The sequence below is a fragment of the Rhodococcus sp. 4CII genome (assembly GCF_014256275.1).
Taxonomy (GTDB): domain Bacteria; phylum Actinomycetota; class Actinomycetes; order Mycobacteriales; family Mycobacteriaceae; genus Rhodococcus_F; species Rhodococcus_F wratislaviensis_A.
Map to the genome: position 1 here is coordinate 4,615,768 of NZ_JACCFE010000002.1, position 21,057 is coordinate 4,636,824.

At 64.3% G+C, this 21,057-nt stretch carries 21 protein-coding genes; 10 read left to right on the forward strand and 11 right to left on the reverse strand.

Annotated elements, in window-relative coordinates:
- Nucleotides 1–45: 45 nt before the first annotated feature.
- Entirely contained in the window at nucleotides 46–1,131 is a 1,086-nt protein-coding gene (locus tag H0B43_RS22065; RefSeq protein ID WP_185726000.1) for an ABC transporter ATP-binding protein, read from the forward strand.
- Nucleotides 1,132–1,201: 70 nt separating this feature from the next.
- Here the strand turns inward: H0B43_RS22065 and H0B43_RS22070 are convergent, their stop codons facing one another.
- Both H0B43_RS22070 and H0B43_RS41710 read right to left on the reverse strand, forming a co-directional pair.
- On the reverse strand, nucleotides 1,202–1,651 hold the full coding sequence (locus H0B43_RS22070; protein WP_185725999.1) for a nuclear transport factor 2 family protein: 450 nt from the start codon (nucleotides 1,649–1,651) through the stop codon (nucleotides 1,202–1,204).
- Nucleotides 1,652–2,055: 404 nt separating this feature from the next.
- A complete protein-coding gene (locus tag H0B43_RS41710) occupies nucleotides 2,056–2,292 on the reverse strand; it encodes a PEP-utilizing enzyme (RefSeq protein ID WP_312037647.1) in 237 nt (78 codons plus the stop codon).
- Between H0B43_RS41710 and H0B43_RS41715 the strand changes: the two genes are divergently transcribed.
- A complete protein-coding gene (locus H0B43_RS41715; RefSeq protein ID WP_252190299.1) occupies nucleotides 2,185–2,520 on the forward strand; it encodes a hypothetical protein in 336 nt (111 codons plus the stop codon). The two genes, H0B43_RS41710 and H0B43_RS41715, sit on opposite strands and share 108 nt — an antisense overlap.
- A gap of 159 nt (nucleotides 2,521–2,679) precedes the next feature.
- Here H0B43_RS41715 and H0B43_RS41720 read toward each other — a convergent pair whose 3' ends face one another.
- Both H0B43_RS41720 and H0B43_RS41725 read right to left on the reverse strand, forming a co-directional pair.
- The gene (locus H0B43_RS41720; protein WP_252189736.1) at nucleotides 2,680–3,057 is read right to left on the reverse strand and encodes a hypothetical protein; all 378 of its coding nucleotides are present in this window, start codon (nucleotides 3,055–3,057) and stop codon (nucleotides 2,680–2,682) included.
- A gap of 225 nt (nucleotides 3,058–3,282) precedes the next feature.
- Nucleotides 3,283–3,786, reverse strand: coding sequence for a hypothetical protein (locus H0B43_RS41725; protein ID WP_252189735.1), 504 nt, complete (start codon nucleotides 3,784–3,786; stop codon nucleotides 3,283–3,285).
- Between the two features lie 233 nt (nucleotides 3,787–4,019).
- Here H0B43_RS41725 and H0B43_RS22080 point away from each other — a divergent pair, with 233 nt between their 5' ends.
- The 3 genes from H0B43_RS22080 to H0B43_RS22090 are packed head-to-tail and all read left to right on the forward strand — an operon-like array spanning nucleotide 4,020 to nucleotide 6,465.
- Complete coding sequence (locus H0B43_RS22080; RefSeq protein ID WP_185725998.1) at nucleotides 4,020–4,628, forward strand: histidine phosphatase family protein; 609 nt, start codon at nucleotides 4,020–4,022, stop codon at nucleotides 4,626–4,628.
- Nucleotides 4,629–4,639: 11 nt separating this feature from the next.
- Complete coding sequence (locus H0B43_RS22085) at nucleotides 4,640–6,076, forward strand: FAD-dependent oxidoreductase (protein ID WP_185725997.1); 1,437 nt, start codon at nucleotides 4,640–4,642, stop codon at nucleotides 6,074–6,076.
- Nucleotides 6,073–6,465, forward strand: a complete 393-nt coding sequence (locus H0B43_RS22090) for a nuclear transport factor 2 family protein (protein ID WP_185725996.1) — start codon at nucleotides 6,073–6,075, stop codon at nucleotides 6,463–6,465. Before H0B43_RS22085 ends, H0B43_RS22090 begins: the two co-directional genes overlap by 4 nt.
- Nucleotides 6,466–6,637: 172 nt before the next feature.
- Here the strand turns inward: H0B43_RS22090 and H0B43_RS22095 are convergent, their stop codons facing one another.
- From H0B43_RS22095 to H0B43_RS22120, 6 genes are read right to left on the reverse strand one after another with little or no spacing between them, the layout of a single operon-like run.
- Nucleotides 6,638–8,332 (reverse strand): long-chain fatty acid--CoA ligase, encoded by a 1,695-nt coding sequence (locus H0B43_RS22095; protein ID WP_185725995.1) that lies wholly within the window; start codon nucleotides 8,330–8,332, stop codon nucleotides 6,638–6,640.
- Nucleotides 8,332–8,796 carry a hypothetical protein gene (locus H0B43_RS22100; protein ID WP_252189734.1) on the reverse strand — a complete coding sequence of 155 codons (465 nt, stop codon included), beginning with the start codon at nucleotides 8,794–8,796 and terminating at the stop codon, nucleotides 8,332–8,334. The genes H0B43_RS22095 and H0B43_RS22100 overlap by 1 nt, the downstream gene beginning before the upstream one ends.
- Nucleotides 8,797–9,843: a phosphotransferase family protein gene (locus H0B43_RS22105; protein WP_213015216.1), complete on the reverse strand. Its 1,047-nt coding sequence runs from the start codon at nucleotides 9,841–9,843 to the stop codon at nucleotides 8,797–8,799.
- Complete coding sequence (locus H0B43_RS22110; RefSeq protein ID WP_185725994.1) at nucleotides 9,836–10,981, reverse strand: hypothetical protein; 1,146 nt, start codon at nucleotides 10,979–10,981, stop codon at nucleotides 9,836–9,838. The genes H0B43_RS22105 and H0B43_RS22110 overlap by 8 nt, the downstream gene beginning before the upstream one ends.
- 6 nt (nucleotides 10,982–10,987) lie before the next feature.
- Nucleotides 10,988–12,637: a class I adenylate-forming enzyme family protein gene (locus tag H0B43_RS22115; protein WP_252189733.1), complete on the reverse strand. Its 1,650-nt coding sequence runs from the start codon at nucleotides 12,635–12,637 to the stop codon at nucleotides 10,988–10,990.
- Nucleotides 12,622–13,395 carry an enoyl-CoA hydratase/isomerase family protein gene (locus tag H0B43_RS22120; RefSeq protein ID WP_312033674.1) on the reverse strand — a complete coding sequence of 258 codons (774 nt, stop codon included), beginning with the start codon at nucleotides 13,393–13,395 and terminating at the stop codon, nucleotides 12,622–12,624. Before H0B43_RS22120 ends, H0B43_RS22115 begins: the two co-directional genes overlap by 16 nt.
- A gap of 246 nt (nucleotides 13,396–13,641) precedes the next feature.
- Between H0B43_RS22120 and H0B43_RS22125 the strand changes: the two genes are divergently transcribed.
- Nucleotides 13,642–15,189: an AMP-binding protein gene (locus tag H0B43_RS22125; RefSeq protein WP_185725992.1), complete on the forward strand. Its 1,548-nt coding sequence runs from the start codon at nucleotides 13,642–13,644 to the stop codon at nucleotides 15,187–15,189.
- Between the two features lie 86 nt (nucleotides 15,190–15,275).
- Here the strand turns inward: H0B43_RS22125 and H0B43_RS22130 are convergent, their stop codons facing one another.
- The gene (locus H0B43_RS22130; protein ID WP_185725991.1) at nucleotides 15,276–15,830 is read right to left on the reverse strand and encodes a MarR family winged helix-turn-helix transcriptional regulator; all 555 of its coding nucleotides are present in this window, start codon (nucleotides 15,828–15,830) and stop codon (nucleotides 15,276–15,278) included.
- A gap of 512 nt (nucleotides 15,831–16,342) precedes the next feature.
- Here H0B43_RS22130 and H0B43_RS22135 point away from each other — a divergent pair.
- The 4 genes from H0B43_RS22135 to H0B43_RS22150 are packed head-to-tail and all read left to right on the forward strand — an operon-like array spanning nucleotide 16,343 to nucleotide 21,028.
- The gene (locus tag H0B43_RS22135) at nucleotides 16,343–17,704 is read left to right on the forward strand and encodes an SRPBCC family protein (protein WP_213015217.1); all 1,362 of its coding nucleotides are present in this window, start codon (nucleotides 16,343–16,345) and stop codon (nucleotides 17,702–17,704) included.
- Nucleotides 17,705–17,733: 29 nt separating this feature from the next.
- Nucleotides 17,734–18,765: a thiamine pyrophosphate-dependent dehydrogenase E1 component subunit alpha gene (locus H0B43_RS22140; RefSeq protein ID WP_213015218.1), complete on the forward strand. Its 1,032-nt coding sequence runs from the start codon at nucleotides 17,734–17,736 to the stop codon at nucleotides 18,763–18,765.
- Nucleotides 18,762–19,754 carry an alpha-ketoacid dehydrogenase subunit beta gene (locus tag H0B43_RS22145; RefSeq protein WP_185725988.1) on the forward strand — a complete coding sequence of 331 codons (993 nt, stop codon included), beginning with the start codon at nucleotides 18,762–18,764 and terminating at the stop codon, nucleotides 19,752–19,754. The genes H0B43_RS22140 and H0B43_RS22145 overlap by 4 nt, the downstream gene beginning before the upstream one ends.
- A 5-nt stretch (nucleotides 19,755–19,759) precedes the next feature.
- On the forward strand, nucleotides 19,760–21,028 hold the full coding sequence (locus H0B43_RS22150; protein WP_213016060.1) for an acyl-CoA dehydrogenase family protein: 1,269 nt from the start codon (nucleotides 19,760–19,762) through the stop codon (nucleotides 21,026–21,028).
- Nucleotides 21,029–21,057: the final 29 nt, after the last annotated feature.

Consider the following 21,057-nt stretch of genomic DNA (forward strand, 5'->3'; position numbering starts at 1 on the left):
CGGCAATCACTTCCCCCGACTTCGGCACCCATCAGAGGAGCAATCATGGCTGACATCGCGTACAAGGGCGCATCCTGCATCTACGAGAACGCCGATACGCTGGCGGTCGATTCGCTCGACCTGCAGATCGAGGACGGCGAGTTCATCGTCCTCGTCGGCCCCTCCGGTTCCGGCAAGAGCACCGCCCTGCGGATGCTCGCCGGCCTCGAGGACATCGACGAGGGCACCATCACCATCAACGGCAAGGACATGGTGGGAGTGCCGTCGAAGGACCGCGACATCGCGATGGTGTTCCAGAACTACGCCCTCTACCCCAACAAGACGGTGGGCGAGAACATGGGATTCGCGCTGAAGATGCGGGGAGTCGGTGTGGAGGAACGTAAACGGAAGGTCGCCGAGGCGGCAAAGCTGCTCGACCTCACCGACTACCTCGACCGCAAACCCGGCAAGCTGTCCGGCGGTCAGCGTCAGCGCGTCGCGATGGGCCGCGCGATCGTGCGCGAGCCGCAGGTGTTCTGCATGGACGAGCCGCTGTCGAACCTCGACGCGAAACTGCGCGTCCAGACCCGCACCCAGATCGCGGCGCTGCAGCGCCGACTCGGTACCACCACCGTCTACGTCACCCACGACCAGGTCGAGGCCATGACCATGGGCGACCGGGTGGCCGTCCTCAAGCACGGGAAGCTGCAGCAGTTCTCGGCACCCACCGAGCTGTACGACAAGCCGACCAACGCGTTCGTGGCCGGGTTCATCGGTTCGCCCGCGATGAATCTGCTGACCATGCCGATCGTCAGCGACGGCGTGCGCCTCGGGAACTCGACGCTCCCACTCGAACGCGGCCAGCTGTCGGCGCTGAGCTCCGCCGGTCTGCAGACCGTGACGGTCGGCGTGCGCCCCGAGCAACTGGAGTTGTCGACAGGGGAGGGCGGCATCGAGGTGATCGTCGACCTGGTCGAGGAACTCGGCAGCGAATCCTACGTGCACACCCACATCGCCGGTGACGGCACCCAACTCGTCGCCCGGTCGCTGACCCGCACCCCGGCGAGACTCGCCGACACCGTGTCACTGCGCAAGCGCGACGGGGCGGTGCACCTGTTCCATCCGGAAACGGGGATGCGGATCGGCGATTAGAGCATGGGCGCGGGCTGTTCCGAGGGCATGTCCGCGCCGATGCTGAATTTGCTCCCGGGGAGTGGCGCTTCTACGAGGACGACCCTGGCGCGGTAGTGCGCTTGATCCGGGTGAGTTCCAGGCGGGATATCCGCCACTCTCCGTTCACCCGGACATAGTCTTCGAGATAGTGACCGTACCCGGTCAGCATCGGAAATTTGCTGCCTGCTGGTGGTTCGACGAGATCGAACATCGCCCAGATCCCCGACGCGCGATCGGCATCGATGATCGTGATCTCTGGTGTGTGGCCCTGGTGCACGGTCACCGCATTGTCGAGATGTGCTCGGACCGATGCGACGAACGAGTCGCGGTCCTTGGGGCCACTGGTCGACTCTGCGATTTCGACGACCAATGTGCTGCTGAACAGTTCGGCGAAGTCGTCCCACTTGTGCTGATCCAGCAACCTGAAGTAGCGGGCTTTCAATTGTTTGATGTCCTCGATAGCGGTGAGACGCTCTAACATCGTCAATTCCTCGGTCACGAGTATGTCCTCTTCTCTGGATGCGGGCACCGATTGTTCATCAAAGTACTCTTGCATTCGAGTATCGGAAGATGAAACATCAGAGCTATGTTCGGTTGTTGTCGCCACGGGAGAGTCGGGATGCGCCTCACGTTTTGTGTCGGAGTTCGTCGCCTCGTCGCGGATTTTCTGTTCACGGTACGTGCGAGGCGCGCTGTTCGCAGACTGTTCTGCGGCTACTGTGGTCGAGACTTGTTCTGTTCGAGACGAATCGGCAGTCTGTACTGTTCCGACCAGTGCGCCGAGCGTGACTGGGCTCGCCGAACCATGACCGTCTGCCTCGGAATGTACTGATCTCGAGCCGAAGTGGTCCGTGCATCATCGGCAATGCCTGCTGCACGGACCGCCGGTTCTGCCACGGCCGGTCAGTGTCCGATCGTCACGGTCCCTGCCGCACCGTCTACCGTGATGATCGTTCCGTTGGTGATTCGCCAGGTGGCGTCAGTGCAGGACACGAGGCACGGAATCCCTAGTTCCCGACTGACGATAGCTGCGTGACTCATCGGCGCGCCGACATCCACGACGACTGCTGCCGACGAAACGAACAGCGGGGTCCACGACGGATCGGTGCCGGGGGCGACGAGGATCTCGCCCGGTTCCAGCTCATCGGCCTGGCTCGGATCATGGATGACGCGGGCCGGTCCGGTTGCTGTGCCTGCGCAGGCAGCGACGCCCTGCAGCACGGTGCCATCGGTGGCAACTGTCTGCCCCTGCGAATCGCGCCGTTCCCACGTACTGGTGGCGGCGGTTCCCCGATGACGATGAACGGGGGAACCAGCGCGGTCATCGCGTCCATCCGTGCTCGACGGTCTCGGATGGTCTGTGTGTAGGACCCCGGGTTCGCGACGAAGTCTTCGAATTCTTGCCGGGTGACGAGTGCGAAGTCTTCGGGGCGGTCGAGGTGCCCATCCTTCGCGAGGCGCAGTCCGAGTTCGCGGAAAGGCACCTTCACCTCGCCGATCATGCTCACCAGGGAGGTCTTGCTCCGTTCACGCGCGGGAAGGAAAATCTCGGCGGTATGCAACAGGGCCTGAAACTGCGGCCGTCGCCGCATCGTTGCGGGCGATCTTGCTCTGGACCGTGTCGATGGCTTTCCTGCGGTCTTCGGCCATGCGAGCGAGGTTCGCTCGTGGTGCTTTACTCTCGTCGGCGATTCGCATTCGGTCGATCGCCCCCAGGGCAATGTCCGGGTGCGTCTGCCACGTGGGGGTGTTCATCTCCCACTCGTTGACCCCACGCGACCCGAACTCGTAGAGGAACTCGTCGAACTGCTTGACGAAGGTTTCTACCTCGGGGTCGGAGGCGGCTGTCCAGCCCTTTGACGCCGCCGACGAAGAGGGCTCGCACTGAGTCGGACGCGCGCGCAACTCGACCTAGGTCCCACATTGCGATCGAGGGTGCAGCGGAGTCGACGTCACCGAATCCACTGATCAGGGGTGTCAGTAGCTCCGGTACGCCCAATTCGGCGGTCAGCGCCGCGAGCCCGCCCACCGGGATGGACGCGACGTAGATGAGGAAGAAGTGATCGCTCACCCACGGCAGGAACAGGGATTCCTGAATGCCCAGCGCGCGCTCGGCAAGCTGTTCGTTGGTCAATCGCCGAGGTCGGGTCGATCGCGGCGCAGGTCGGCGGCACGGGTGCGGTACTCCTCGAGTTCGGGAAGTCCGTCGGCTGTCATCGCCCACGTGATGACCTCGCCCATCCGTGCGGTCAGCTCCGTATTGACGTCCTCGGGACGCGGATCGTACGGCGGGACGCCGGGCTGGCTGCCGAAGTAGGACTGGTCGACGAGGTCGGGGTTGCTGCCGGGCATGCGGACGCCCATGACCCGGGAAACCGACACGTTGAGGTAGCCGTAGCCGCCGAAGATGCCGATCATCTCGTCGTGCTCGCTGTCGAACTCGTCCTTGTCGAACGCTCCGAAGCGAATAAGCCCGTTGCGCCATCCGTGTTCGGCGCCGCGCCACACCTCGCCGGTGGCGGCCAGCGGTGTGACCACGTCCGGGAATACCTCGGAGATGTTGGACCTCGTATAGATCGGGAACCGCTTGCTCGGAGGTGTATCGGCCAACCACTGCCCGTCGAGGGTGCTCATGATGCTCCTGTTGCGTAAGGGAAGTGACGTCCACGCCGCGCTTCCGGGTATGGACCACGTCACAAAGATAATCTGCCAATAGACTATTGAGAACACAACCATGGGGCGGTGGACACCCCAGAGTGCATCCATTACTCTAATGATAGAACATCTATGGATGGATAATCGCTACTCTGAAGTTGCTGGGCAAGAGTGCGGTCACACGTCTACACAACGTTGAGAGGGAGAATGCGGTGGAGTTGGTACTCGTCCGCCACGCCGAACCGGATCGGAACGCGGAGGGGCCGGCGCGGGCGAACCCGGGTCTGAGCGATCGAGGGCGTGAGCAGGCCACCCGAGTCGCCGACTATCTCGCCACAGAAGATGTCGCCGCGATCTATACGTCCCCGCTCATCCGTGCGGCCGAAACGGCGGCCGTCATCGGAAGGGCGGCGGGCCTGACGCCGGTTGTGAGGTCGGATCTCGCCGAGTTCGATCGCGACGCCACCGAGTATCTGCATTTCGAGGATCTTCGTGTCAACAACGACCCCCGCTACGAGGCGTTTCTCCGCGACGATCTCACCGCCTGGGGAACCGATGTCCCCAGCTTCAGGAAACGGGTCACCGCGGAGTTCGATCGGATCATCGAGGCCCACCCAGGCGAGCAGGTTCTCGTCGTGTCGCACGGCGGCGTCGCAAACGCCTTCGTCGGCGGGCTCATCGGAGCAAGCAGACTGACGATCCACGAACCGGGATACACCGGGTTCGCCCGCATTCGAGCCGGCCGTACTCGTCGCACCCTCGTCAGTTTGAACGAAACCCCGCACCTGCGGGGTCTCGACCTCGGTATACGTGCAGTTTGAGCGCAAGGAGCATGACAGTGTCCGAATCGGATTTCGACGTCGTCGTCATCGGCGCCGGCGCGGCGGGTCTCGCCGCAGCGCTTTCAGCGGTCGAGCAGGGATGCACACGGGTGTTGATCAGCGAGGCGACAGGGGTCGTCGGCGGCTCGTCACGGCTGGCTGGCGGCGTCGTCATGGGAAGTGGCAGTCAACTCCAACAGAAGGCGGGCATCGACGACGACCCGTCGGATCTGTTCAAGGAGTACATGTCACTCAACCACTGGGATGTGGCAGCAGGCCCGGTCAAGCGACTGACCGCGCGGAGCGGCGAGACGATCGACTGGTTGGCAGAGAGGGGTGTGACGTTCTTCGATCGCCTGATCTTCGGCGGCGACGAACGCAAACCGCGTTCGCACTGCGTCGACGGAGGAGGGCAATCGCTCGTCAATGCACTAGCAGCGGCATGCCGGGGCGCGGGAGTCGATATCGCGCTGGGGCACCGGGTCGACCAACTGCTCACGGACGGCGACACGGTGACCGGAGTGATCGCCGAAGGTGAGACGATCACCGCGGACGCCGTCGTCATCGCGACGGGCGGTTTCGGTGCCAACCCGGAATTGCTGCAGAAGTATTTTCCGTCGTCCTGGACGGCCGACTGGACGTGGTACATCGGTGCCGACGGGTCACGTGGTGATGCGATCGACTTCGCCGACCAACTCGGCGCCCAGCTCACCGGATTCGACCGGGGGCTCCGCACACTCGACCCCCACTTCGCCAAGCTCAACGAGGCATTTCTGCCCGGATGGACGGTCCTTCTGGATCCGTCGGGCCGCCGGTTCTGCGACGAGACCGCGCCGTACGGAATTCTCGATACGTTGGTTCGTGCGAGGGGCAACCGCGCGTTCGTCGTTTTCGACGACGCAGCCCTGCGCCCGCCGGCAGAGTCGGCGGACCGGTACCGGGATTGTTACAAGCAGGTGTGGCCGAACCACCCGCCGTTCCGTCCCAAGAACTACACGGCAGACCTTGTCGACGAGAACGTCGCAACAGGTAAGGCGAAGTCGGCTCGCGACCTGCCCGCCCTCGCGGAGGCAATCGGGGTGCCCGCCGAAACCCTCGAAGGCGAAGTGCAGCGGTACAACACCCTTGCCGCGCACGGGGAGGACACCGACTTCGGCAAGGCAGGAAAGTTCCTGCTGTCACTGAGTACGCCGCCCTTCTACGCCGTCGAGGTGCGTCCGGCTACCGTCAACGTGACGTCGTGCGGCCTCCGGATCGATGAGAAGGCTCGGGTACTGCGACACGATGGTGCCGTCATCGACGGGGTGTTTGCGGCCGGTGAATGCACGGGCGGAATTCTCGGCGAAACATATATGGGCAGTGGCAATTCGCTGGCGAATGCGTGCGGTTTCGGCCGAATCGCCGGCGAAGAGGCCGCGCACGCGGCCCGGTCGGTAGCCGCATCATGACACTGCCGATTGCGGTGCAGGCCTTCCTCGACGCAGTGCATCAACGAGATGCCACCGCTGCCGCCGAGTGCTTTACGCGGGACGGCGAATACTATTTCGCGGTTCCCCAGGAACCCGCGCGCGGTCGTGCGGCCATCGCGGATACCTTCATGAAGATCCTCGGTGCCTCCGACAAGGTGCAGTGGGACATCGTGACTGCCACCGTCGATGGTCGCCGCGTGTGGCTCGAGCGAGTGGACCGGTTCTGGTTCTCGGGACGTGAGGTGCCCATCGAGTGTGTCGGTGTCGTCGAGTTGGACGTCGACGGTTCCATCGCCGTGGTTCGCGACTACTGCGACATGTCGGTGTGGCGGGCACGCCGCGAAGCGGCGGCTGAACTCGTCGGCTAGAAGATAGCGGCGCCGGCGGGCGGAAGCCGTCGACGCCGCTCCTGAGAAGTCGTGGGGCGATCCTCCACGATACCCACCCTCTGGGTGGGGCCCGGTTTCGACCATTGGCCGGGTGGCGCAAAGCTTCTCCCCTACGCGCGGAATGCCGTAGGGGAGAAGCTGCGCAATACCGCTATGGATACATCGATTCGATGATCTCGGCATACCGCTGCAGGACTTGGGCGCGACGGATCTTTCCGGTCGCGGTCATCAGAGGAGTATCAGGCGTCCATTCGGTCTCCCCGCCGGGAAGTAACGCGAAGGACTTGATCCTCTCCGCCCCGGGAAGACTGGTGTTGATGTCGTCGATGTGACGGCTGACAGCCGATCGCAATTCCGGATCCGTCGCCAGGGTCGCCGGAGAGCGCTCCGCCCACCCCCGGTCGGCCGCCCACTTCGCGACGGCCTCCGAATCGAGGACGAGCAGAGCGGTGATGAAGGGTTTGCCGCTGCCGCAGAGCACGGCGTGGCTCACCAGCGGGATCTGCAGCAACCGGGCCTCGATCGGAGCGGGACTGACATTGTGGCCGGACGTCGGCACCAGCAGATCGTCCACGCGGCCCCGCACCGTGAGATTGTCGTTCGGGTCGAGTGATCCCAGGTCGCTCGTGTGAAACCAGCCATCGGAGTCGAGGACCATCCGGGTCCGGGCCGAATCGCGGTAGTAGCCGGAGAACACGGCGTCGCTCCGAACCAGGATCTCGCCGAGATCGGAGATCGCGACCTCCACGCCGTCGAAGGGCTTGCCGCAGGTCCCGAGGACGAGGTCGTGCGGATCCCACGTACCGACGCCGCATGTTTCGCTCTGACCGTAGCAATCGGCCAGGGGTATCCCGGCGGAATGCCAGAACTCCTGGATGTGTCGTGGGAGTGGCGCCGAACCCACGATCGCGATGTCGATGTGCCCGAGGCCGATCGTTTCCAGGTGACGGTGCAGGGATTCATCGGGCCCAGTTACCGCAAGGTCCTGAACCCGGGTGTACAGCTTCTCCCACATCCGCGGTGCGCCGAACAGCATGTGGGGCTGGGTTTCTGCCAGCACATCGGGGAAGGATTCGAGTCGTGCACAGCACGTGACCTCGCTCCCTTCGAGCATGTGCACGTAGTGCGTAGCCAGTCGCTCTCCGATATGCGCCATCGGCAGGTACGAGAGCTGGCGGCGGCCGCGCAGGCTGATGCCCATCCGCTCGGTCAGCGTGCGGGCGGCGAACAGCAGACTCCGGTGCGTCAGCGGTACGCCCTTCGGGTCGCCGGTCGTACCGGAGGTATAGAGCATGGTGGCGGTGTCGCCCGGGCGAGCGTGCCCGGCCAATTCGGCGAGGTCGGTGGGGGACGTCGCCGCCAGGTCGGCGAGCATGACGAGGTCGTCGCCGGGCGGTACCTCCTCGACCGCGACCAGACGCGGGTGGTGACCACTTTCCGCTGCGGCCGCCCGCGCACGTTCGAGCTGTACGTCGTCCTCGACGATGACCGCTACTGGACTGCAATGCCTCCAGATATAGCTGAGCCGCTCGATCGATGGGGAGTTGTATACCGACACCGGGATGCCCCGTATCAGCATCAGCGCCGTGTCGACCAGGTAGAAGTCGGCCCGGTTGCTCAGCATCAGTACGACGTGATCGCCGGCGCGCATACCCATCGACGTGAATCCATCAGCGAGGGCGGCGGCCTCGTGCCCGTACTCCGCCCACGTCAAGGACCGCCCGCTGGCGGCGCACTTCAACGCGACGTCCTGCGAGCACGTCTCCACGGTGTGGCGGAACACCTCGGCGAGAGTGGCGGCGTCCTGCACCGCGTGCTGGGGCTGACTTACATCGATCGGCGACATCAGCCGCGCTGACTGGAGTAGTGCTCGCGCAGGCGCTGCAGGATGGGCGCGGCCGCGTCCGTGTGGTTAACGTCGCGGGACCACTGCGACGTGGCACTCGACACGTCGACCACCACTCGTTCGTACTGTGCGTGCCGGGCCTCGAGTTCGGCGAAGTCCTCGTAGCGCAACGTTTCATCCGACGACGCGAGGAGCTCGGCGATCTGCGTCCGCTGCGGGGCGAAGGCGGCCGAGCGTGTCTCGTCGGCATCGGCCCACGCGCTCCAGTCGTGGAGCAACGCAGCCACTGCGTCGGTGTCTCGACCCAGCTTGATCGACGCGTCGTTCCAATCGACCTGTGCAAGAACCGATCTGATTTCGCGAAGTCGATTGAGCGCGTGCTCGTCGGTCAGCTGGGGTTCGATCGTGTCCTTCAGGATCCGTGAGATCCCGGAAATGATCTCCTGTGGTGCGGGGCGCATCATTCAGCCTTTCTCCGCGGCGAGTACCTGGTCGACGACTTTCGCAATCAGTGAATCGACGGGTGCCGACGGTCGGTCCGATCCCAGCTCGCAGAAATTGCGGACTCCGTTGAGGGCTATGACCGCGAGTCGGAACGTGGACAGCACCTGCCAGAACGTGAGGGCCCCCGGTGCGACGTCGCGACCGGTGGCAGCGGCATATCGAGCGAGGAAGTCCTCCTGGGTCCACTGCCCGGGCACGAAGTGCTCGCCTCGGTACAACGGCGTCGTGTACCACCCGAGATCGTCCAAGGGATCACCGAGACGGGCGAGCTCCCAGTCGAGGAGAACTCCGAACTTGCCGTCGTCCACCAGAACGTTCGCCGGCCGGAAGTCGCCGTGTACGAGAACGAGCCGGTCCGGCGACGCGGGAATGTGGTCCCTCAGCCATTCGGCACACAGGCGCAGACCCGGCTGCGGTTCGAGTTCGTTGCCGGTGAGTTCACCGATCCATCGTTCGACTTCGTGCTCCGCCGGGGAGCAATCCGGTACGTCCAGGATGTCCCGCAACCCCAGCGCGTCGATATCGACCGAGTGGAGTCGCCCCAGCACGTCGCACATGTCGTGGGCGAGCGCGAGCCGCTGCTCGGACGACAGTCGCAGGGGGTTCTTGTCACGCAGGACTCCGCGGTGTGCGCTGCCGTCGTAGCGGTCGCCGATCATGGTCGGTCGCGCCAGGTCGACGCCCTCGTCGTCGAGCCAGCGAACCCGCGGTGCCGGAATCGACGTCGCTTCCAGGGCTTCGAGGAGGTGGAACTCCGCGCTTCTGGCCGTGTCGACTACCGCGCTCTGCGGATCACGCCGCATCAAGAGCCGGTGCGTTGATCTTTCACCGGATTCGAGCCACGTCGCATCGAACGGCCAGTTTTCGCGTGAGCTGCCGGTCCCGGCCCGGTACAGTGCTTCGATCTCGGGATCCGCACCGGGAGGAAGATTCCGGCCGAGGAACGCGCGCAACGCCTCGGTCAGCTCGGTTGTCGTCAGCTCCCGGCTGGACACTGCGCTACTCATCGCGTGCCTTCGCATTCTCGGGCTTCGGGGGGATGGCCTCCGGATAGCGCGCATAGCCGGGGAGCACCATGTACTCCATGACCCCGTATCCGACCTGGCCGTTGTGCCGGACCTCCACGAGATGGTCGCTGCCCGCCTTCGCGTAGCGGTAGAAATTGTCTCTGTCGTTCAGGTCCCAGACGTCGTGTTCGAGGCTGTTCTCACCCTTCCAGTGGCCCTGGTACCAACCGTTCCAGCCTTCATAGCCGCCGCCGCGCAGATGTGCCCGGCCGGGATGTGCCGTCAGATCGAAGTCGAGCTTCTCACCGCTGTCCAGTGTGAGGGTGATGCGACCGCCGGCGAGGGTGGCAGCCGGTGCCCCGTCCACCCATTGCAGATCGTGGTCGACACCGACGATCAAGACCTCCGGCTCGCCTTCCGGCGCGCCGATCGGCTTGGAGAATGCGGCCGAAAGGTGAACGGGCCGTCCCGGTTCCGCCTCGTAGTAGTAGAAGTGGAGACCGAAGTCGGGTAGCTGGAGTGGGCAGAACATCAGCATCTTCCACTCGGGGCGTTCCCCGGGAGGCGCACCCTGCGCACGGGGAAGCGGCCGAGTTCCCCACGAATGATCGCGCTCACCCCACCACGTTTCCGGTGTCAGGGTGGCCGCGTAGTCCGGTGCGGTCAGGGTGCCGGCGGCACGCCCCACCTGCACATAGCGGACCGCATCGTACGTGACCTTCGATCGACTGACCTGAAAATGCCGCCCCTCGAGCGTGGGTTCCATACGTCCGGACCACGTGATGTCGAACTCGATGCCGGACGGATTCGGCTCCAGCGTGAGGCGCAACTCCGCGAGCGGCTCGACTACCTCGATGGTCAGCGGACCCACCTTCATGATGTGACTGTCGGGTGCAAGCGCCCTCGAAAGCCGGAGATTGTGCTGCTTGCCCTTGCAGGACAGCGCCACGAATGCCTCTTGGACATCCTGGTTCGGGTACTGCCCGATTCCGATGCTGAGAACGACCTCCTTGTTCTCGACATCCTGGATGCTGATCCAGTACCGTTCGCGCCAGCTCGGGTCGCTGGAGCCCACCATCGCATGGGGGTAGGAGACCTGATGGTTGAAGTATTCGTCGGGCGGTGTCAGACGGACCACGGTAATTCAGCCTCGCTCGTCGTTGTCGGTCGGGAACTGGGCGACGAGGGTCTTCTTGTCGACTTTCTCGCCGGCCAGCGTGGGAAGGGGTGCGTCTCGGAACTGCCACCTCGTCGGAATCGCGAAGTACGCCAGGGTGCCCGTGAGGAATTCGCGCAGTTCGCCGGGGGTGGGCGGGGTACTACCCGCCCGGAAGACGACAACGGCGGCCAGCTCTTCTCCGAGATCGGCGTGCGGGAGACCGATCGCCGCGACTTCGGTGACATCGGGGTGGGCGGCGAGTGCGGCCTCGACATGGGCGCAGGCGATGTTCTCGCCGCCGCGGATGACGATGTCCTTGCTGCGGCCGTCGAGGAAGAGGTAGCCCTTCTCGTTGATGTGCCCGAGATCGCCGGTATGGAGCCAGCCCTCGGAGTCGACTGTGTCGTCGTCGATCCCGATGTAACCGAGCATCACCGTGGGCGAGCGGACGAGAATCTCGCCGATTCCCCGCTCGTCGGGCCCGAGAATCTGCAGTTCCACAACGGAATAGGGGCGACCTACGGTTCCGGGGTACCGTTCGAGATCGCGGTTCCCTGCGACGGTGAGGAATCCGCCCGATTCGGTCATGCCCCAGGTGTTTCCGAGCCCGCGCTCGCGAAGCTGGGGGAGCTTTCGCTGCATCCGCTCGAGGAGTCCGGGGGTGACCGGGGCGCCGCCGAGCGGCCAGGACCGCAAGCTCGACAGATCGAACGAGTCGAAGTCGGGGTGCTCGAGGACGCGGCTCGCCATCGTGGGAACACCGCCCCAGCTCTGGACCTGCTCCTGTTCGATCAGTGTGAGCACCTGCTGTGGGTCGAATTTGCCCTCGTTGAGGACGATCTTTCCGCCGTTGATCAACTGTGTGACGAGGTTGGATATCCCGCCGATGTGAAACAGGGGAGTGCAGACCAGAGTGGATGCCTGCGGTGCGTCGATGGAAACCTGCTGGGGCAGTCGCCGCGAGCGCAGCAGCAGGTTGTGCTGATTGGCGACGACGGAGCGCAGTGACAGTTCGACGGCCTTGGGCATACCCGAACTGCCGGACGTGAAGAGGATGAGAGCCGCTGCATCCTCGTCTCCCCGCGGCGCCGAATCGTCCCGAGGACGGGCGGCCGGTTCCGGAAGGTCGGTGTCGAAGAATCGGCGCAGATCGTCCACGGACACCGTAGGAATGGTGACCGAGTCCGGCAACCGTGGCATGTCGGTGACGACACACCTCGGGGCCGCGACGTCGACGGCGTTCTCGATCTCATGGGGGCTCCACCACCGGTTGCCGAGCACCGGAACCGCGCCGATCATCCACAGCGACCACAATGCGAGGACCCAGTCAGGGCTGTTGTAGGCGAGCAGCATGACGCGATCGCCTTCGCGGATTCCGCGATTGTGGAAGTACTTACAGGCGAGCGGTATCGATCGAGAGAACCGTTCGAAGGTGATGCGGCGTTCGCCCTGCACCAGATACGTCCGGTCGTTCCACCGCTCTGTGCTGAGTAGAAGTTCGGCGAAGGACCGCGGATGCGGCTCGTAGAGCAGTCCGGGGTGGCCCGCATACTCGGAGGGGCGCACTTCGGTGCCCCACACCTCCTCGAGCGACGTGCGCTCCGCGCTGTCGATTCCCGTCATCGTCCCTGCCATGATCCTGGCCTCTTTTCCTTGAAGGCGCTCACTGCTTCACGTAGATCCTCGGTGGACGCGCTGATGGCTTCGAGGTAGAAGGCGGTGTCGAAGACCTCGTCGATGCGCGCGTGCATACCCTTGTTGAGAGCCCGTTTCGTGAGTTGAACTGCAGCCGGGGGAAGTTCGGCGACCTTTGCGGCGAGCGATCGCGCCAGCGGGGCCACCTCCTCGGGATCGTCGACGAGTTCGGTGACCATGCCCAGCTTGTACGCGTCCTCGGCGAGGAGCGGTTCGCCCCAGAGCAGATGCCGCTTCGCGCGGACCATGGGCAGGTTGGCCGGCCAGGTCACGCAGCCCCCGTCTCCCGGTACGAGCCCGAGGTGGACGTGGGGATCCGACAGCTGCACCGACGGGGTGGAGACGATGGCGTCGGCGGTCAGGACCAAGCTGGTCGCCACACCGAACACGTGCCCGTGCAGGGCGACGACCAGCGGCTTCGGGAAGTCGGCGAAAGTCCGGAAGAGTTGGCGGCCGTCGTCGACCTGCTCCATCAGAACCCGCAGATCGTCGTTGGCGGCGAGCATCGCCTCGGTGTCGCCCCCGGCGGAGAAGTGTCGTCCGGTCGACGTGAGAACTACGGCGCGAACGTCGCGATCCCGGCCGAGTTCGCTCAGCGCCTCGCCCAGTTCGTCGAGCAGGGCGCCGTCGAAGCGATTGAGTACGTCGGGACGGCACAGTTGCAGTTCGCCCACGTGACCGTCTCTCGACAGTTTCACAGTTTTGTAGTCCGTCATTTCAGCCTTTCGACTCGACGAGGATTCGGCCATCGGGACCTCTCACGCGGGAAGTGCGCGAGCCGTGACGTCGATGACGTGTCGTGTGCACTCGGACTCGGTGCGACTTGATCGTAGCCTACTACGTTGCTTCCTCGATAGTTGTTTATTAGAGTAAGTGCTGGCCCCGCGCCGGTGTCTGTTCCCGGCGTGGCGCCGTTCCCAACGGTTTGCAAAAGGAGTGCGCTGATGACGATTGCTTCGCGCGATGCGGAGGATGGTGGGGCACAGGCGGCTCTGCGCTGCGAGGGCACCGAGGTGACGTGGGAGGAGGCCGGTGCGGTTCTGCGACGGATCGCGAACGGTCTGAACGCACTCGATCTCGGCACGCTGCGGCGGGTGGCGGTCTTCGGCGGGAATTCCACCGAAGCGGTCCTCGCGTACGGAGGAATTACCCTCGCCGGCGCCTCGGCCGTGCCGGTCAATTTCCATCTGACCGCCGACGAAGCGGCCTACATCTTCGAGGACTCGGGTGCCTCTGTTGCATTCGTCGACGCGAGCACACTCGATCGTGGTCGTGCCGCAGCCGCGGTATCCGGAGTATCGACCATCATCGTGTGGGGCGACGTCGGGGAATCGGCCGACCCAGGCGTCCATCGATGGGACGACTGGCTCGACGCCGCATCGGACGTCCAGCCCAGGACCGACCTGGCGCCCCTGCCGTCCCTCGTATACACCTCGGGCACGACCGGCCGGCCCAAGGGGACCGAACTGCCGCCGACGGCCTTCGCCGGTGGTGCCGATATCACCGAACACCTCGACCGTCTCCGCAAGAACTCACTGGTCGAGCAGGGGCGCCACCTGGTTGTCGGTCCGCTCTATCACAGCGGCCCTTTGGTCGGGACCAGATTGTTCCTTGCCGGCGTGCCGGTGACGGTACTGCCCAAATTCGACCCGGAGAGCGTGCTCGAGGCGATCGAGAGGGACCGGATCGGTTCCTCGATCATGGTGCCGACGCACTTCCAGCGAATTCTCGCGCTTCCGGAGGACGTGCGGAGCAAATACGACCTGGATTCACTGCGCTTCGTCCAGCAGGTCGGGGCGAAATGCCCTACCGACGTCAAGGCGGCGATCATCGACTGGTGGGGGCCGGTCGTGTGGGAAAGCTACGGCGCCAGCGAGGTCGGAACCGTGTGCCGCATCAGTGCCGGCGAATGGCTGGAGCACCGGGGGTCCGTCGGAAGGCCCGTCTCACCGTTCGAAGCGGTTGTCGTCGACGCCGACGGAAAGCCGGTGCCCGCAGGGGTTACCGGCCGGCTGTACTTTCGCGATGCCACAGGTCGCGGGGTCGTCTACCACAACGCATCGAATGCGGACGCGCATCTCGAGCCGGGTCTGTTCACGCTGGGAGAGATCGGCCATCAGGACGCGGACGGGTACGTCTACATCACGGACCGCTTCTCGGACATGGTGGTCTCGGGTGGTGTGAACATCTATCCCGCGGAATCCGAGCAAGTGCTGGCAACACAACCCGGGGTCGTCGAAGTAGCGTGCATCGGAATCCCGGACGAGCAGATGGGGGAGCAACTTCTCGCGCTCGTCGTACGACGCGATCCCTCCGTCACCGAGACCGACATCCTCGCCTACTGCCGCGAGCGGCTCTCCCACTACAAATGTCCTCGATCCGTCGAGTTCGTCGAGACGCTGCACCGCAGCGCGGTGGGAAAGATCAACAAGCGTGCGCTACGCGCACCGTACTGGGACCGAGACAACGAATCCGCACCCGCCAGGCGCTGACATCCTCGGGCCGGCCGGGTCCGCTCGAGCCGCCAGGGCTCGGCCGGAGCGGGTCGGCCCCGCGTCCGCTCCGAAGAAACTCTGGGTCAGTGGGCGCGGTCGAGGTCTCCGGCGGCCTTCCGGATCGGAGCCACGATCCCCACCAGTGCCTCCGCCTGGTCTGGAGTGAGTCCGGGAAGACCGAAATCCGCCTTGCCCAGCGCAGCGGTGGCCTCGTCCACCAGTGCGCGGCCCTCGCTCGTGATGGTGACGAGGGTGGCGCGGCGGTCCTTGGGGTGCGGCTGCCGGGTCAGGAGCCCGCGGGCCTCCAGGCGGTCCGTCGCAATCGTCACGGTCGTCGCGTGAACCAAGAGGTGCCACGCCACCCGACTGAGTAGGCGGGTGCCGGTGTCGCTGAGCTGGAGGGTCTTGAGCATGAGGTAGTCCGTCAGGCTCATCTCGAAACCCTTCTTCAGCTCTTGCTCCAGTACCGACGTCATGAGCTGGTGGAGGCGTAGGACTGAACTCATCGCCAAGAACGGATACGGGTCGTCGTCGACCTGCTGCTGCCAGTAGAACTTGATCCACTGCATGGGATCGAGCTTCTCGGCTTCCGTCAGTTCGGCATTGCGTGCACTCTTCCTCGCAACTTTCTGTGCCACCGTCGTACTCCATTCGTCGCATCTGTCCCAGGGCACGCACCAATGCTCAAATCAATGAAGATCGAGCCCTAGAGTATCTAGGGTAACAGTTGTGGCCCGGGTGGCGGAAAACGGCGCCAGGATGTACGCAGCGCTCCGCCAAAACACTCTTCTTGTCAATGTTCTATCGTTAGAGTAATCTCGGGCCGTAAGTCGTACTCATGGATTGAAGGCCCTTCCGCTGATCTTCCGCAAGGTGGTGTAACCATGGTTTTCAAGCTTCGGCACCCGCTCAACGGTCACGTTTACTCCGCACTGCCCGACGCACGAGTCGAGGTGGACAAGGGCGGTAAGACAGGTGTTTTCGACCGCTACGGCGTCTGGATCTCCGGCGAGATCCGAACCGCGGATCCGGAGATGTGCCGATGGGTCGGCACACATGAGAAGGCAGTGGTGTCCCGACACGCTTCGGGTTTCGGGAGAAGCCATGCATCCACCCCGACCCCGCCTGCAGAAAAGGTGTGATCCAGACAATGACCGATCTCGAACCGCGCACCCGCACAGACCGCTCGCCCGGCGTGAGCTACCACGACCTCCTCGCCGCGGACACCCAGTGTGTTCCCGGCTTCCTGAAGATGGAGTCCCCGCACGATCTGGGGACCGCGGACATTCCAGCGTACTTCTACTTCTCACCGGAGATTCACGAACTGGAGAAGGAGAAGATCTGGCGCAAGACGTGGCAGTTCGCCTGCCGTGAGGAGCTCATTCCTCACGTCGGAGACACCGAGATCTACGATATTGCAGGCATCTCGATTCTTCTGGTGCGCACCGGTCCCCACGAGATCAAGGGATACTACAACGCCTGCCTCCATCGGGGACGGCAACTTCGCGAGGAGCCCGGCACCGTCCGCGAACTCCGCTGCCAGTTCCACGGGTTCTGCTGGGCACTGGACGGCTCGCTCGCGCACGTCCCCGCGCAGTGGGACTTTCCGCAGATCGAGCCGGAGAAATTCGGGCTCCCCGAGGTCCGGGTGGACACGTGGGGCGGATTCGTATTCATCAACATGGATCCGGACGCCGAACCGCTTCTGGACTACCTCGGTGAGCTACCGGCGCAGTTCGAGCGCTGGGACTTCGAGAATCGTTACACGCAGGCGCACGTGGAGAAGGTTCTCCCGTGCAACTGGAAGGTGGCGCAGGAAGCTTTCATGGAGTCGTTTCACGTCGTCACCACCCACCCGCAGCTGCTGCAGGGCATCGGCGACGCGAACTCCCAATACGACTACTGGGACAACGTCAGTCGCGCGATCACGCCCCGAGGCACGCCGAGTCCGCACCTCACCGTGCAACCAACGGAGCAGGAAATCTTCGACTCGATGATGGGCCTCGGCCTCGAGGACGCACCGATCAAGACCCTCCCTGATGACGTCCGCGCCCGCACCGTCATCGCCGACGCCACCCGCAAGGCCATGGGTGACATGCTCGGCGACCAGGCGCAGAGGCTGTCGGACACCGAATGCGTCGATACGTTCTTCTACACGGTGTTCCCGAACTTCCATCCGTGGGGTGCGTACAACCGGACGTGCTACCGCTTCAAACCCAATGGTGACGACCCCGAGACCTGCATCATGGAGTGCCTGGTTCTGTCGCCATTCCAGGGAGAGCGTCCGGCGCCGGCCAAGGTCCGCCGGATGGGATTGGACGAGACCTTCGTCGACGCAGACGAGTTGGGGACGCTGGCGAGGGTCTTCTTCCAGGACGAATACAACGTCGGATGGGTCCAGAAGGGCCTGCACACTCTCGTGGAGAACAAACCGGGAGTGACGTTCGGCGCGTATCAGGAAACCAAGATCCGACACTTCTACGACCTGTATCGCAAGCGAATCGGTAGGTAGGCGTGATCACATACGACGGAGAGGTCGACATGTCAGAACAGACGCTGTCGCACACGACGACCACAGACGCTGGATCGATCCCGGGCACCGATGTGCTCGAACAGATGTATCGGTTGATGGTCACCACGACCCTGGCCGACAATCGTTCGACGCAGGAGGCGAAGGCGGGCAGGCTTCAGGCAGCCTTTTACCCCGTGCGGGGTATGGAGGCGGTGTGCGCGGCGCTCGGAGCAGTGCTCACTCCCCAGGACCGCATGGTATCGACGTACCGAAATCTCGGTGACGCACTCGCCAAGGGCGTCACGTTGCGGTCGATCATGGCTGAGCTGTACGGCCGGATCGACGGCACGTCGAAGGGCAAGGGAGGGCCGATGCACCTCCACGACACGGCGGTCGGCTTCATGGCGACCACAGGCATCGTCGGTTCCGGACTACCGATCGCAGTAGGTCTGGCCCTCGCGAACCAGCTCGACGGAGGTGGCGCGGCCACCGTCGTCACATTCGGCGATGCCGCCACGTCCATCGGCGCCTACCACGAGGCCATGAACTTCGCCGCGCTGTGGAAGCTCCCGATCGTGTTCATCTGCCAGAACAACCAATGGGGCGAGCACACCCCGATCGCCGAGTATGCGCCGTCCGTCGAGCTGGCGAAACGTGCATCGGCGTATTCGATGCACGCCGAACGGGTCGACGGATTCGACGCACTCGCGACACTGCACGTCATCGAGACCGCAGTGGAACGAGCCCGACGCAACGAGGGCCCTACCTTCCTCGAGTGCGTGACCTACCGACTGACAGGTCACAGTGGTACGGCCGACTTCTCGTACGTTCCTCGTGACGAACTGGAGGCTGCCATGCAGCGCGATCCCGCGCCGACCTTCCGAACCCTGCTGATCGACCGAGGGCTCACGACCTCCGAGCGAATCGAGGCCCTGGACCGCGAGGCGGAAGCCTACGTCCTCGACGCGTTCCAGTTCGCGGAGAACAGCCCGCTGCCCCACGAGGACGAGCTGTTCTCCGATGTATTCGCAAACGACACCTGGGTACGGAGTGTGAAGTGACTACCACCGAACGCAGCACAGATACCGCCGTGACGTCGGCGGCGGCGATGAACTCCGCCCTCGACGTGGCGATGGCCGCCGACGACAAGATCATCCTTCTCGGCGAGGACATCGCCGAACCCACCGGCGGAGTGTTCAAGGTCAGCAAGGGGCTCTCGACGAAGTACGGCGTCGAACGGGTGCGATCGACCCCCATCGCGGAGCAGGCGATCGTGGGAACCGCGGTCGGACTCGCACTCGGCGGTTACCGGGCCGTCGCTGAGATCATGTTCTTCGACTTCATCGCGGTGTGCATGGACCAAGTGGTCAACCATGCCGCGAAGTTCCGGTACATGACCGGCGGCGCCACCCCCACACCGATCACCGTCCGGACCGTTGTGGGCAGCAGCCGATTCGGTGCTCAGCACGCCCAATCGCTCGAGGCGTGGTTCATGCACACACCCGGTATCAACGTGGTGATGCCGTCGTCGCCCGCCGACGCGAAAGGCCTACTCGCCGCCTGTCTCGAGTCGGAGGATCCCTGCCTGTACATCGAGCACATCTCGCTTGCCTACAGCAAGAAGGAAGAAGTGCCGACGGGGCACTACAGCATCCCACTGGGACAGGCGAACGTACTGCGTCCCGGGCGAGACGTGACACTCATTACGTACGGCCCCCAGGTTCCCGTCGTCGAGCAGGCAGCGGAGGAACTGGCCGCGAAGGGAATCGAGGCGGAGGTGATCGACCTCCGCACCCTCGTCCCCCTCGACTTCGACACCGTCCTTTCTTCGGTGGAACGGACGCGACGTGCGGTCATCGTCCACGAGGCCACCCAGTTCTGTGGGCCGGGCGCCGAAATCAGCTCCCACATCCACGAGGAACTCTTCAACGAACTGATCGCGCCGGTGCAACGGGTCGGTAGCGACTACTCTCCCGTACCCTTCTCGTCCGCGCTCTCCGGCTACCCGACGGTGGCCAAGATCGTCCACAGCGTCGAGGAATTGATGTGAGCGCGATGCAGACGATCGAGCCGAACGGCCCCGCGGACGCCGACACCGGGATCCCCACCCTCGTCGAGTTCCGTGCGGCAGCGAAGGAGTTTCTCGACCGCACCGCGGAGCCGCGGCGACCGCGAACCGCAGAATCGTGGGGGGAGGGCGACGACACTTTCAGCCTCTTCCGCGGTGCCACCGCGGAGGACGCGAAGGTCGCATGCGATTGGCGGCGGACGGTATTCGACGCCGGCTTCGGATGGATCCGGGGTCCCCGCGAATGGGGTGGCCGCGGACTGCCTTCGAAATACGAGAAGGCCTACCTTCAAATCGAGCGAAACTACGAGACCCCGTCGCGTTCGCCGCTCGGAGTCAGTCTCGGAATGGTGGGGCCGACCCTCGACCAGTTCGGATCCGACATCGCGAAGAAGCGGTGGCTCAAGGCGCTCTACCGTGGCGACCTCGTGGGATGCCAGCTGTTCAGCGAACCTGCCGCGGGTTCGGACCTAGCCGCCGTCAAGACCAAGGCGACCCGCGTCGAGGACCACTGGGTGATCAGCGGACAGAAGGTGTGGACCTCCGGTGCGCACTACTCCGACGTGGGACTTCTTCTCGCGCGGACGTCTGCCTCTCCCCGCCACAAGAACCTCACCGCATTCGTGATCGACATGCATGCACCCGGCGTCGAGGTGCGTCCCCTCCGGCAGATGACCGGCGGCGCCGACTTCAACGAGGTTTTCCTCGAGGATGTTCGCGTCGAGGACGAATACCGGCTCGGTGAAGTCGACGGAGGCTGGCAGGTCGCACTCGCGACGCTCATGCACGAACGTGGTGCGATCGGCGGATCGGCAGGTGGCGGAAGCGGCCTGTTCGACATGAATCGGCTGGCGGGGATGCTCGTCCACTTGGGCGCGCAGTTGGATCCGTCGATTCGCCAGGAATTTGCCAAGGTGTATGCGGGCGTTGCCGCAGCGAAGGCGATGCGAGCGCGCGCCGAGGCAGCTGCCAAAGCGGGCCACCTACCCGGACCGGAGATGTCGCTGTCGAAGTTGGCGCTGACTCGAAACCTGGCCGCCCTTTCACACCTGGTGAGTCAGACGCTGGGTCCCAAGTTGCTCGCGGACACCGGGGAGTGGGGTACCTACTCCTGGTCCGAGTTCGTGCTCGGGGTACCGGGATTCCGGCTCGGAGGCGGGACCGACGAGATCCAGCGCAACATCATTTCCGAGAGAGTCCTGGGGTTGCCGAAGGACCCGGTCATCTCATCTTCTCGCACATCGACCAAGGGCTGAGAGCCCGATCGACGCGTGGTTCGCTCTGG

Excerpts from the sequence above, each read along its gene's own strand:
- H0B43_RS22065 (WP_185726000.1), top strand. The coding sequence starts at position 46 with ATGGCTGACATCGCGTACAAGGGCGCATCCTGCATCTACGAGAACGCC.
- H0B43_RS41725 (WP_252189735.1), bottom strand. The coding sequence starts at position 3,786 with ATGAGCACCCTCGACGGGCAGTGGTTGGCCGATACACCTCCGAGCAAG.
- H0B43_RS22085 (WP_185725997.1), top strand. The coding sequence starts at position 4,640 with ATGACAGTGTCCGAATCGGATTTCGACGTCGTCGTCATCGGCGCCGGC.
- H0B43_RS22090 (WP_185725996.1), top strand. The coding sequence starts at position 6,073 with ATGACACTGCCGATTGCGGTGCAGGCCTTCCTCGACGCAGTGCATCAA.
- H0B43_RS22095 (WP_185725995.1), bottom strand. The coding sequence starts at position 8,332 with ATGTCGCCGATCGATGTAAGTCAGCCCCAGCACGCGGTGCAGGACGCC.
- H0B43_RS22100 (WP_252189734.1), bottom strand. The coding sequence starts at position 8,796 with ATGATGCGCCCCGCACCACAGGAGATCATTTCCGGGATCTCACGGATC.
- H0B43_RS22105 (WP_213015216.1), bottom strand. The coding sequence starts at position 9,843 with ATGAGTAGCGCAGTGTCCAGCCGGGAGCTGACGACAACCGAGCTGACC.
- H0B43_RS22115 (WP_252189733.1), bottom strand. The coding sequence starts at position 12,637 with ATGGCAGGGACGATGACGGGAATCGACAGCGCGGAGCGCACGTCGCTC.
- H0B43_RS22125 (WP_185725992.1), top strand. The coding sequence starts at position 13,642 with ATGACGATTGCTTCGCGCGATGCGGAGGATGGTGGGGCACAGGCGGCT.
- H0B43_RS22135 (WP_213015217.1), top strand. The coding sequence starts at position 16,343 with ATGACCGATCTCGAACCGCGCACCCGCACAGACCGCTCGCCCGGCGTG.
- H0B43_RS22140 (WP_213015218.1), top strand. The coding sequence starts at position 17,734 with ATGTCAGAACAGACGCTGTCGCACACGACGACCACAGACGCTGGATCG.
- H0B43_RS22150 (WP_213016060.1), top strand. The coding sequence starts at position 19,760 with ATGCAGACGATCGAGCCGAACGGCCCCGCGGACGCCGACACCGGGATC.